Here is an 11,934-nt window from a genome sequence, read left to right on the forward strand (position 1 = left end):
AATCACCGCTGCGGAAACCAGACGTCGTCGGGACCGAGATCTTCCACCCGGTAGCAACCCAAAGCGCTGATCATGAGCCGCATTTCGAGGGCGAGGCAGTCGAGCAACGCCGAGAGTCCCCGCTCCGGATCCGCATCGGCCGCGATCAGTGCCGCCCGCCCCAGACCGACCGCCGAGGCCCCCAGGGCGAGGCATTTCACCGCCCTACCGCCCTCCCAGATCCGGCCCGAGACCAGTAGACAGTGCTCGCGCGCGTCGACCCGGCGCAGGCACTCCGCCAACGGCAGCCCCACCTGGTCCAGGAATCCGAGCGGCGCCCAGCCCGAACCGCCCTCGGCTCCGTCCACGGTCACCGCGTCGGCCCCGGCCGCCCACGCGAGGGCGCTCGCCAGAGCCACATCCCGCGCGGGCGGCAGTTTCACCCACACCCGGCAGCGCGGATAGTTGTTGCGCATCAACCGAATCTGTTGGCGCAGCACCTCTTCGGTGAAGGTGCCGGGGGTGCCGCAGCGCAGGACCGGTGCGTCGGCCACGCCGTAGAGATCGACCAGGTCGTACTGCGCCTCGAGCCGCGGCGCGCGCTCCCGCGGCACCAGGGTCATCCCGCCCAGGCCGGGTTTGGCGCCCTGGCCGACCTTCAGTTCGAAGCCCAGCCTGCCGGTGCTCAGCAGCGGTTCGACGGCCGGATCGCTGTAGATCAGATTCCACACCTCGGCGTCGGCGTCCTCGGTGCTCTGCTGCACGATGACACCGCCGACACCGTCGGGCACCGCCTTGGCGTACTCGGTGATCCGCGCCAGCAGCGCGCTCGGATCCTCCGCGACCATCCGGCCGTAGCCGGAGACGGGCACGATGTTCTCCCCGATCACCATGGGGATGCCGGCCGCGCCCGCCTGCCTGGCGACCGTGACGCCGAGATCGCCGGAGACCGCCGCCGTCGATCCGAAGGCCGAGATATACACCGGCAGTGTGGAATTCAACCCGCCGACGACGGCCGACAGATCGACGTCGGCGGCGCGGGGTTCGCGCCCCAACTCGACCAGCGCGGCCATCCGGTTGGGCACGAAGACCGGCGGCACCAGCCGAGCCCGATCCAGTGCGTCGGCCTGCGTCGGATCCGCGGTGCGGGATTCGCCGAACAGTGCCGAACCGTAGCGGGTGTGGTCGGGGAAGATCGCCCCGGCTCCCGCCCTGGCCCGAGCGCGCACCCGCGCTTGCGGAAATCCGGTCGCGGACAAGGATTCCGCGGGTTCGGCCCGGTCGTTCAAGGCCGGGCCTGTCCGGGTAGCTTCGGATAGGCCGTGGCCTGCCAGACCGCGTCGAGTCCGCCCAGGAACCGGGTGAACCGCTCGACACCGAGGCCGAATCCGGCGCTGGCCGGGATGCCTTTCCTGGCCAGCGTCAGGTACCACTCGTATTTGCCCGGATTCTCCCCCGTCTCCCGGATGCGGGCCAGCAGCCTGCGGTAGTCCGACTCGCGTTCGCTGCCGCTCATCATTTCTCCGTATCCGCCGGGGAAGATCAGGTCGAAATTGCGCAGCACCCCTGGATCCCGCTCGTTCTCCCGATCGTAGAAGCCGCGCGAACCCTTCGGATAGTCGATGACGAAGAACGGGTGCGCCGCCTTCGCGGAGACGAGTTCCTCACCGCTCCACTCGATCTCGGTGTCGGCGCTCTGCGGATACCCGAGCTCGACGAGTTCTGCGACGACGGCCGAATGTCGTTTGCGCTCATAGGGTTCGGCGACCGCGAGCCGCAGTTCGCCGGGGTCGCGGCCCAACACATCGAGCTCGGCGGCGCAGGTCTGCACCACCTGCCGCACGCAGTGCCGGGTCAGGCGCTCGGCGACCTCCATCGCCTCTTCGCGGGAGCCATCGGCGATCTCGACATCGAGCTGGTGGAATTCCACCAGATGCCGATGGGTCACCGCGGTTTCCAGCGGCTCGAGCCGAACATTGGGGGCCACGTGGAAGATCTTTCCGAAGCTGAGCAGCGACGCCTGTTTGTACAGGATTCCACTGGTCATCAACTTGTAGCGGTGCCCGTAATAGTCGACGTCGACCTGCTTGGCGCCCCGCGCGCCCGGATCGGTCACCGGGCCGATGATCGGCGCCAACATCTCGGTGAATCCTTCGCCCGCGAGGAATTCGCGTGCGGCGCTGAGGAATCTGCCCTGCAGGACCAGGGCCGCGGCGGTGCGCGGGGAGGTCAGGTGGTCATAGGGGGTCGGAAGGGCGGTCGTCATCGGTTCGGTATCCATGGTCTGGCGGTCGCTCCCAGGACGAGGGTGAGGGGCGGGATCGGTTACAGCAGTTGATGTTCGAGTTGCCGCAGCGCCCGATACGAGGACCGGATCACCTCGGGATCGGGGTGCACGAGAAACACCACGCCCGGCGAGGAATTCAGGTCGACGGTCGGCCTGGTCGGCTGGGCTTGGGCGAACCGGAAGCGCGCGCTCTCGAACGCGGGCAGCCGCGCCAGCGCCGCGGCCAGCTCCGCGCGCGGGAACGGCAGCTCCCGGCGGGCGATCAGGTTGACGCAGCGCGCGGGTTCCGCTCGGTCGTACACCGCCGCTCGCGCGGCCAACGCCCGGCCGCCGCCCGCGTAGCAGTCCAGGGTCAGATCCACCTGGTTGACGCCGGTGCATCGATCCAGCGCCGCCGGATTGGCCAGACCCGACAACCGGGCGCCGGTCTCCAGCAGCATCGGGCCGAGCGCGGTCCGGATCAGCTCGGTGTGCGCGGGTCCGTTGACGACGCCCAGCGCGTCCAGGCAGCCGCGCACGTACTCGAGCAGTTCGGGCAGCCACGGATCCCGCGGCGACACCAGATCCTCGAAATCGTAGATGCGGCGCCCGTCCGCGCTGGTTCGCTTGCGGCTGATCCACACATCGGTGCACCAGTGCTCGCCGTCGCGGCTGACCGAGTTGACGATGTACTCCTCGCCCACGAGATACTCCTGGGCCAGCGCCACCGCGTTGGTGCGCAACATCAGGTTGGTCTTGCCCAGGATCGACGCCGCGGCCGCGCGCACCTCCGCATCGGTCGCGCAGATGAACACGTCGTCGGATCCGGCGCTGTCGAGCGGTTTGACCACGATTCGGTCCAGACCGGCGCAGCGGCGCCACTGCAGCACCGCCTCGACGTCGCTGCTGGTGTACTGCCGCGCGGTGCGCAGTCCGGCCGCCGCCACCGCCTCGAGCATCAGATACTTGTCGCGCCGGATCCCCGACAGCGCGGGATCGTTGCCGCGCAGTCCCAGCTTCCAGGCGATCTCGTCGGCGGCTTCGATCCCGAACTCGCTGGCCGGGATCACCGCCACCGGGTCGTATTCCGCGAGCAAGCTCACAACGTCATCGGCGCGGCTCGGATAGACCAGGTCCGCGACGAACAGCTCCGAGGGCAGACTCGCGGCGAAGACGGCGGGCAGCGCCTGTCGGGATCGCACATGGACCAGGCGGTACTCGGCCGCGGCGTGGCGGGCCAGCAGCGCGCCGGTGGACAGCGCGTCCACCAGAACCAGGACGGGGCGCGTGCTCATCGCGGGTCCACGGCCAGTTCGCGGGCCGCGTCGTAGCGGCTCGCGACATGATTCAGCATGGTGAACAACTGATCCGAGGTCAGCGCCCGCCCGGTGCGCCCGCTCCCCTCCGGCAGCGGGAGACTGCCGCGCGAACCCCACACCAGGGCGCCGCGCTCGTCGATCAGGCAGGTCGTCGCCGCGTGGTTGTCCGCGTGCAGACAGAACGGGATGTCGAGCAGTCCGCGCGCGAACGCCTCGACCAGTGCGGCGCCGATATCGGTGTTCAGGTTCAGGACCGTATCGATGAGTGCCCGTGCCTCCGCGAGGATCTCGTCGCGGAACTCGCGCTCGACCCGCGTCCCCGGTGCGGGCGGTCCGGCCGATTCGGCCGCGGCGAGCCGCAAGGCGGCCACGTTCTCCGAGACGGACGGGATCTGCCAGGCCTCCGACACCGTCTTGACGATCAACCGCTCGCAGCCCGCGTCGCGAGCCAGCCGGGCGCTGTCGCGAATCAATCGGGTGGCGCCGTCGGGCGTCCGGGGAAACAGGCCCATGTAGGAGTAGAGCACGACGTGCCAGGTGGTATCGCCGAGGTAGCTGTCCGCGAGCGCCCGCAGGGCCATGATCGCGCCGCGATCCTGTGCCTCGAGGGTGCCCTGGGCATAGCTGAGCGACAGGTGCCGCACGCCGTGCTGCCGGAAGAAGCAGCCCTCGAGCACGGCGATCGCGATCAGCAGCGAGGGCGGGCACAGTTGCCCCAGCATGCAACCGCCGAAACTCTCGATATGTCCCGCCTCGGTCTCGCCGCCGAGCAATCGGCAGCTCTCCGCCCACTCGGCCACGGCGCGGGCGAGCGGGATCCGACTGTAGGGCAGGCAATAGGAGACCGGGCCGCCTTCGGTGGCGTCCAAGCCGACTTCGATCAACCGCCGGAAGACATGCAGGGGCAGCGCGGTGCCGTGCCGGAGCTGCACCGGGAATCCCGGCCCGTACAGCTCGTCGAGCAGTGCGGTGGTCACCGCCACCGGATGCGACACCAGCGGGTACCCGTTCAATTCCTCCCCGGCCGCGAGGCGCTGCAGCGGCGTGACATGGTCTCCGATGCGGTTGTAGCTGTCGAGGGTCAGCGTGCCGACGACCGGAAAGTCCAGCGCCGCGACCCGTGCCAGTCCCGCCCGCATCGCGGCGGGCGATCCGAATCCCATGCGGGGCTGCACGACCAACCGGCCCGAGCGGGCGCAGTCGGCGACGAAGCGATCGAGATGGCCCCCCATATCAGCGGCCCGAGATCAGTTCGATGGCCTGCGCTCCCGTGCGCGCGTCGACCGTCCGCACCCGGTGCTTGTGCGGATCGCCCGCGCGCACCCGCGCCATGACGGTATCGCTGCGCGAAAAGTCCACCAGGGCACTGTGATACAGCGTCCGCAGATGGTCGGCGGACAATCCGGACACCGACTCGAGCCAGTCGATGAGCGGACCGGGCGCACCCCGCAGCGCATCGTGCAACTGTTCCAGTTCGACGATCCGCTCCGGATGACAGCGTGCGAGGAAGGATGCCAACCGCTCGCCCCGATCGGTGAACGGGGAGAAGACCATCGCGGCCAGGGCGTCCTCGGACAGTCCGAAGGCCCGCGCGGCGTAGGCGGCGGCCACCTCGCGGCGGGCGTCGATCTTCTCCGGTGTGTCGTAGCGGCCCAGCGCCAGCTCGATGAGTCGGTCGGGCATCTCCTTCTTGCGCATCATGGCCTCGGCGAACTCCAGGTACTCGCCGATGCCCGCCGCGTAGCTGCGGCCCTCGACCAGTTCGACGCGCAGGCCGCGCAGGTGCGCCATGAGAGTCGGGTTCGCGCAATCGGATTCGGTGAAGCTGAAGGCCAGGTCGTCGAACCGGAAGCCGAGGAAATCCACGATCAGGTCCCAGTGGTCGTGCACCCGGTAGCTGACCTTGTCGAAGACGGAGACGAACTGCGGCTGCACCGAGCGGTCGCCCACGGCCACCTCCCGCTGCGTCAGTTCCGCGTCCGCGCCCGCACCGAACAGTTCCCGGTAGTACGCGTCACCGATGCCGCGCAGCGCGCTCAGCAGATCCGCGAAAACCATGCCCGAACGGCGATCGATCGCGATCCCGGTCTCCTTGGCCAACCGCAGGATCCACGCCGCGTACAGTGCCTGCTCGCGGCGGGAGTCTCCGGTGATGATCGCGTCGACGCCCCCGTCGCACCAGGCGGCCCGGCCGTAGAAGTCGGCGACGGCGAGGTTGCAGCTGTTGCAGAAGGTCGGGCGCCCGTCCCCCGCCGACCGGTGCCCGTTCATGAGCACGTCGACCCGGTTGACCGCGATCAACTCCGCCGGCAGCGGCAGATCGACCCGGAATGGCCGGACCAGCGTGTGATCGACGGTCAGCAGTTCGGTCCGGTCATCTCCTGGCATCCGCAGCGCGGTGTACACCCGGTCGATGTTCTCCATCACCGCGAGCGGCACACCCGCGTGGCGCATATTCGCCACCCGCAGCGTGAATGTCGCGCCGTGCTCGAGCTGCAGGTGCAGTTGGACGGCCCGCACGAAAGCGACCACGTAGGTGCTGTCCTTGCCACCGCCGTAGGCCACCATCACCTTGTAGTGGCCGATCCGCGCGACACCACCGGCCGCGTCGGTCAAGGCGATGCCGACGGCCGATACGCCTGCGCGTTCCTCGGCGGAGAAGAAGCCGAGCAGTCGCGCGTACAGATTCCGGTCGTCCTGGTCACTCACAGCGGCACCGCCTCGAAGCAGAAGTTGTCGATGATCTTTCGGATGCCGGTCTCGGCCACCTGTTCGTTGTCGTGCAGCACGATGAAGCGCCCGGAGTGCAGCGCGTCGTAGGCGCCGCCGGGTGCGAGCACCTCGCCGGGCGCGGGGATCAGCTCGCGCCAGATCATCGGCAGTTCCGCCCGCATCGACCCGGCGGTGACGACCCGGACCGTCCGGTCCGGCTTCGGCACGATCAGCCAGCCGCCGGACGGATCGCCGTTCTTGACCGGCGGCGTGATCGGTTGTCCGGCAAGAGCTCTGAGCCACATCTCGTAGAGGTTGACCCCGAACAGCTTGTTCAGCAGGTGTGGCACATCCCCGCCGCCCACCCGGCCACCGATCTCGAGGAACACCAGATCCCCGGCCGGGGTGAGGAACAGCTCCAGATGGAACGGCGTGGTGCGCAGGCCAAGGACGGCCACGCAGCGCCGCGCGAAATCCTCGATCCGGGTCCGCAGCGGCGAGCACTGCAGCACCACCGAACCCAGTGGCGCGCCGGTCGCGAAGCTCAAACAGTCGTTGACGTAGCGGGAGACCACCTGGAAGGCGATCTGCGAATCGTCCCCGGCATAGCCGTCCACATGATGAATCACCCCGGTCACGAATTCCTCGACCTCGTAGCCGGACAGGTCGATCGCCGACAGCACCCGCTCGAGCGCCGCCGAGTCGTCCACCTCGTGCACACCGATACTGGCGGCGCCGTCGACCGGCTTGAGCACCACCGGATATCCGACCCGACGCGCGAAGTCCCGGACCGCGTCGGCGTTCGCGCACGGCGCGAACCGGGGCGCCCGGATGCCCGCGGCCGCCACGACCTGCTTCATCCGCACCTTGTCCCGGTACCGGGCGACCTCGTCGATGGTCGGCCCGGCGATACCGAGTTCCTCGCGGATCCGCGCCGCGATGCCGAGGGTGAACTCCGAGAGCGCGATCAGGCTGTCGACCGGCCCCACCCGGTCCACTGTGCGCTGTACGGCGGCGCGAAGCAGATCCACGTCGTTGACGTCCTCGATCTGCTCGAGGTGCGCGATCAGGGTCGGGTCGACGAGCACGCCCGCGGCGCCGCCCGCGTCCACGATGTAGCTCACCCGGTTGGCGACATGGTCGATGAATTCCTCGTATCGGGTCAGCTCGTTGTCCCAGCGCGCCCCGTCGGAGAAACGCGGCCACCGGTTGACGACGACGATGTGCATCACGACACCTCCGCGGCCTGCGCCGCGTCGGCCCAGGGCGGCAGCGGCGCGGCCTGCGCCTTCCAGGACGCGAACCCTTCCGCCACACCGAAATTCAGGAAGCCAACGAAGTTCGCGATGGCGTCGTCGCTGAGGAACACGTCGGTGTAACCGGCGGCGAGCAGTTCGCGCCGCGCCTGGTCGCCCGCCGACACCGAGGTGGTGAGCTTGCCGCCGACCACGCAGGGCACCCGCAGGTCCCGCTCGTGCAGGGCCGACAACACTTCGAGGGCGCCGTAGCTGCCGTCGCCGTTCACGCTGGAGACCACCAGCAGGTCGGGACGGTCCTCGGCGACCGTGCGCACCACCTCCTCGACGGGCGTACAGGCCCCCAGATTTCGCACCTCGCCGCCCTGTTCCTCGATGACCATCTGCAGGTACACCAGATTCCAGATGTGCGAATCGGATTCGACAGTGGTGAGCACACAGCGAAAACGGGATTTCATGACACGACTCCTACGGATGTGCTCACCCTGGCGGCGATCGCCCGGTGGAAGCTCACCATCGTCAGCGGAAGGAAAACGGCACCGAACAGGCACAGCAGGATCGCCAGCCCGGTGATCAGATGCTGGGGGCCGAGAGTGGCGCCGACACTGGCGACCAGCACACCCGCGATCGGGAACGACAGCAGGTTCAGCAGATAGAACGGCCCCATTACTTTGCCGAGGTGTTCTCGCGGCAGCACTTTCAGGCGCTGCGTTCGGTTGAACACGTTGTAGAGCGCATCGCCGACCAGGACGGCCACGAATCCCACCGCGTACATCGGGAAGGCCGGTGCGAAGCCGGTGAGCAGCAGCGCGGCGCACAGCAGCGTGAATCCGATCGCCCCGAGGGCGGAGATGCCGAACCGCTTCAACAGCATCGGGACGAACAGCAGATTGATCAGTCCCATCACGCCGACGGCGGTGTTCAGCAGACCGTAGGCGGAATCGCCCGCCCGGAAGACCCCGGTCACCAACGCGGCGTTGGAGGCCAACAAGGCAGCCAGCGCCAGATTGATCGCGAAATTGAGCACGCCGAGCAGCAGGACCGGGCGGTTGTGCGCCAGGATCCGCCAGCCCACCAGGAGTTCGGCCGTCACCGCACGCACCGACCGGTCCGTCACGGCCTGGACCGCGCCGCGCGGCAGCGGCAGCCAGCACGCCGCACTGCCCGCGAAGACCGCGGCGGCGACGAACAACAACCAGACCTTGCCCAGATACAGTGCCGCCAACGCCGCCAGCGCAGGCCCGAGGGCCATCGCGAGCAGCTCCATATTCTGTACGAGCGACTGCACCGCCGCGATCCGATGCTCGCCCGCCAACTGCGGCACGACCTTCTCCACCGACATCCGGACCGGCGCGATGCACAGCGACAGGCACGCGCCCCCGGTCATCAGCGCGGCGGTCGTCCAGGACGGCATGACCACGCACAGGGTGCCGACAGTGCCGAGGATCGCGGTCCGGACCAGGGCGACGCGTCGAAACAATCGCGCGCCGCCGTCCCGGTCGGCCATCAGTCCCGCGAACGGGTAGGCGATCAGGCTCGGCAACCACTCCAGTGCGAACGCGACACCGAGTCCGATCAGCGACTTGGTGTTCTGAAAGATGATCAGCGGCACCGCGAACAGCACGACCTGCTCGGCGATCAGGCCGAAGAGCACGCCCGCGGCGAACAGCGCCCGGTGGTGCGGCGGCGACTGCGTCGTCGTCATACCGTCTGCTCGGCGCGTTCGTGTTTCCGGATCAGGGGCAGCACCCTGGTGTAGAAGATGCGCATCTCGGTGCGCGTCGGCCAGCCCGAGAAGATGAACTCGCTCACGCCCGCGGCCCGGTAGCGGTGCAGGTATTCGGCCACCTCGGCGTAGCTGCCGACCACACACAGCGCGGGTCCGCCCCGATAGGCGACGGCGCCGGAGTAGATCATCGGCGAGAGCCAGTCGTCGTGCGCCTGATCGGCGAGCCGGAACGAATTCTTGACCGCCTGCGAATCCGAAGCGGCGACGAACTTCTCGACCCAGGCCCGGTGATCCTCGTCCGGATCGCGCATCATGGCGGCGAGGTCGCTCAGCGCCTCGGCCCTGGTCTCCCTGGCCAGCACGTGCATGCGGATACCGACGCGGGTTCCCTTGTCCAGCACCGGCTTCGCGACCTCGGCGATGCCCTCGGGGGTGTCGCCGTAGCGCAGCCAGCAGTCGCCGTACTGGACGGCCGTGTCCTGCGCGATCTCGGACGCGCCGCTGATGTAGATCTCCGGCCGCCCGCCATCCTTGTAGCCCAGGCCGAGCTGCGCCTGCTCGATCCGATAGTGCGTGCCCGCGAACGACAGCGGGCTCTCCCCCCGCCAAAACCGGTGCAGGACATCGAGGAACTCCTGCGAACGCGCGTATCTGGCGTCGTGTTCGAGGAAGTCGCCGTAGTAGGCCTGTTCCGCGGGCGAGATGCCTGCCACCAGGTTCAGCGAGATACGGCCGTCCGACATCCAGGACACTGTGTTGACGATCTGCGCGAACAGTGTCGGGGGCACCAGGCCCGGCCGATACGCGAGCATGAACTTCACCCGCTCGGTCTCGCGGACCAGCGCCCCGATCATGGGCAGCGGATCGGGCATGTGATAGCTGATGCCCATCAGCAGCGTATCGACCCCGATGGCCTCGGCTTCGCGGGCGAAATCGACGATGCCGCCGAAGTCGAGCACCCCCACCTGATACTTCTCGGTCGCCTTCTGCTGCCCGCTGTCCAGCGGTGAACACCAGTGGAATCTGACCGGTCGGCATCCCGGAGCCCCGGAGCCTGCTGGATGATCGTCGCGCCTCACGACAGCAAGCGTGGCAGGAGCTTCTGAAACAACTCTGAAATCTCGGCCGTATGCTGTGTCCCACAAGGCAATTGGTCACCGACCTTGCCGAATTGCGGCAGTGCCCGCCGACGACGCGACCGGGCGCGCACCTTCGCGACATCCAACTCCCCGAAGTCCGCAACTACCCGAATACGCGGCTGCGGCGACCTCATCGCGCTGCGTATCTTTTTCGGTAGCCCGGTGATCCCGGGCGGCCCGTTCGCCGCGCTCGCCGGGGAACGACGCGGCATCGTCCCCCGATCGACGGGGCCGGTTCCCGTGGCAGAAGGGGAATTCCTCACTGTGACAACAGAAGTTCATCTCCTGGGGCCGTTGCGCATCACCGTCGACGGCGTGGAAGCCGACCTCACCGGGCAGAAGTTGCGCGGCATCCTGGCGGTGCTCGCGCTGCGCGCGGGCCAGCCGGTTCGGCGCGACGAACTCATCGAAGAACTCCGACTGTCGCGCACCAGCGACTCGTCCAATTCACTGCACGCCCATATCGCGCGACTGCGGCGGTGGTTGCGCGCGCGGTCCGCCGATCCGGGAATTCTGACATCCGTCGGCTCCAGCTATCGCCTCGACCTGGACCGCCATGCGGTGGACGCGCACCTGTTCGAGGATCGGGTCGAGCACGCGCTCGAGATCTCCGACGACGAACCCCGGCGCGCGAGCACCCTTCTCACCGAGGCGCTGGCACTGTGGCGCGGTGACGCGCTGGCCGATCTCGACGGCGGGCCGTTCGTCACCGACCGGGCCGCGCAATTGCGCCGGCTGCGCGCCACCGCGCGCGAGGTCCTGACCTCGCTGTGGGTCGAGGCCCACCAGGATCGGCGGGTCATCGTCTACGCCAGGCGGTTCCTGGACGACGACCCGCTCAACGAGCGACTGTGGGAATCGCTGATCGTCGCGCTGCGCCGCTCGAACCGACCCGCGCAGGCGTACCGGGCATTTCGCGAAGCCGACGAGCTCTATCGCGCCGAGTTGGGCATTCCGCTCGCAAGCAGTGTGCGCGAGGCCCTCTCGGGTCCCCTGTCGCCACCGCTCGCGGCGGGCCTGTGACCCGCGGGCGAGATCGACACCGTCAATCGACGACGGCGCGATCGGTGTCACCGATCAGGTATCCCAATTGCACCCTGGTCGAGATCGACAGCTTGCCGAAGATTCTGCGCAGGTGGAAGTTCACCGTGTGCGGGGAGATGCGCAACCGGGTCGCCACCTGGCCATTGGTCATGCCCGCGCTGACGAGCCGGGCGATCTCCCATTCGCGCCCACTGAGCGCGGTCGCGCGCAGTCCCCGATGCGTCGGGGACAGCGCCGCACGGCAGGTCCGGTCCACGGCGGTGTCCGGAATCGGCAGTCCCACCGCGCCGACGGCGAATCGCTCGACCGCGCTGAGGATCCGGTCGGCCAGTTCCCGGTCCCCGGTGTCCCTGGCGATCGACACCAGCAGATCCGCCACGACATCGCGGACCGGCTGTTCCTCGATCAGCGCCACCAGCAGCACCCGAAGGCTGCGATCGTAGTCGGCGGTGAGTTCGCAAGCCGGACCCAAGGATTCCGATGACCGCAC

General features: G+C 68.5%; 11 protein-coding genes. 1 reads left to right on the top strand and 10 read right to left on the bottom strand.

Annotated features, from left to right (window positions below):
* Positions 1-2 precede the first annotated feature (2 nt).
* From D5S18_RS26170 to D5S18_RS26210, 9 genes are read right to left on the bottom strand one after another with little or no spacing between them, the layout of a single operon-like run.
* A complete protein-coding gene (locus tag D5S18_RS26170; protein WP_120043750.1) occupies positions 3-1,268 on the bottom strand; it encodes a glutamate synthase-related protein in 1,266 nt (421 codons plus the stop codon).
* Positions 1,265-2,245 carry an asparagine synthetase A gene (locus D5S18_RS26175; RefSeq protein WP_203236919.1) on the bottom strand — a complete coding sequence of 327 codons (981 nt, stop codon included), beginning with the start codon at positions 2,243-2,245 and terminating at the stop codon, positions 1,265-1,267. Before D5S18_RS26175 ends, D5S18_RS26170 begins: the two co-directional genes overlap by 4 nt.
* 59 nt (positions 2,246-2,304) lie before the next feature.
* Complete coding sequence (locus D5S18_RS26180) at positions 2,305-3,540, bottom strand: ATP-grasp domain-containing protein (RefSeq protein ID WP_120043752.1); 1,236 nt, start codon at positions 3,538-3,540, stop codon at positions 2,305-2,307.
* A complete protein-coding gene (locus tag D5S18_RS26185) occupies positions 3,537-4,796 on the bottom strand; it encodes a methylaspartate mutase (RefSeq protein WP_120043753.1) in 1,260 nt (419 codons plus the stop codon). The genes D5S18_RS26180 and D5S18_RS26185 overlap by 4 nt, the downstream gene beginning before the upstream one ends.
* A 1-nt stretch (position 4,797) precedes the next feature.
* The gene (locus tag D5S18_RS26190) at positions 4,798-6,273 is read right to left on the bottom strand and encodes a hypothetical protein (protein WP_120043754.1); all 1,476 of its coding nucleotides are present in this window, start codon (positions 6,271-6,273) and stop codon (positions 4,798-4,800) included.
* Entirely contained in the window at positions 6,270-7,505 is a 1,236-nt protein-coding gene (locus D5S18_RS26195) for an ATP-grasp domain-containing protein (RefSeq protein ID WP_120043755.1), read from the bottom strand. The genes D5S18_RS26190 and D5S18_RS26195 overlap by 4 nt, the downstream gene beginning before the upstream one ends.
* Positions 7,505-7,990, bottom strand: coding sequence for a cobalamin B12-binding domain-containing protein (locus D5S18_RS26200; protein ID WP_120043756.1), 486 nt, complete (start codon positions 7,988-7,990; stop codon positions 7,505-7,507). Before D5S18_RS26200 ends, D5S18_RS26195 begins: the two co-directional genes overlap by 1 nt.
* Positions 7,987-9,237: an MFS transporter gene (locus D5S18_RS26205; protein WP_120043757.1), complete on the bottom strand. Its 1,251-nt coding sequence runs from the start codon at positions 9,235-9,237 to the stop codon at positions 7,987-7,989. The genes D5S18_RS26200 and D5S18_RS26205 overlap by 4 nt, the downstream gene beginning before the upstream one ends.
* On the bottom strand, positions 9,234-10,340 hold the full coding sequence (locus D5S18_RS26210; protein ID WP_120043758.1) for an LLM class flavin-dependent oxidoreductase: 1,107 nt from the start codon (positions 10,338-10,340) through the stop codon (positions 9,234-9,236). Before D5S18_RS26210 ends, D5S18_RS26205 begins: the two co-directional genes overlap by 4 nt.
* 324 nt (positions 10,341-10,664) lie before the next feature.
* Between D5S18_RS26210 and D5S18_RS26215 the strand changes: the two genes are divergently transcribed.
* Positions 10,665-11,423 (top strand): AfsR/SARP family transcriptional regulator, encoded by a 759-nt coding sequence (locus D5S18_RS26215; protein WP_147404185.1) that lies wholly within the window; start codon positions 10,665-10,667, stop codon positions 11,421-11,423.
* 22 nt (positions 11,424-11,445) lie between these two features.
* Here the strand turns inward: D5S18_RS26215 and D5S18_RS26220 are convergent, their stop codons facing one another.
* Entirely contained in the window at positions 11,446-11,934 is a 489-nt protein-coding gene (locus D5S18_RS26220; protein ID WP_203236920.1) for a helix-turn-helix transcriptional regulator, read from the bottom strand.

Source organism: Nocardia panacis (assembly GCF_003598715.1).
Lineage (GTDB): Bacteria > Actinomycetota > Actinomycetes > Mycobacteriales > Mycobacteriaceae > Nocardia > Nocardia panacis.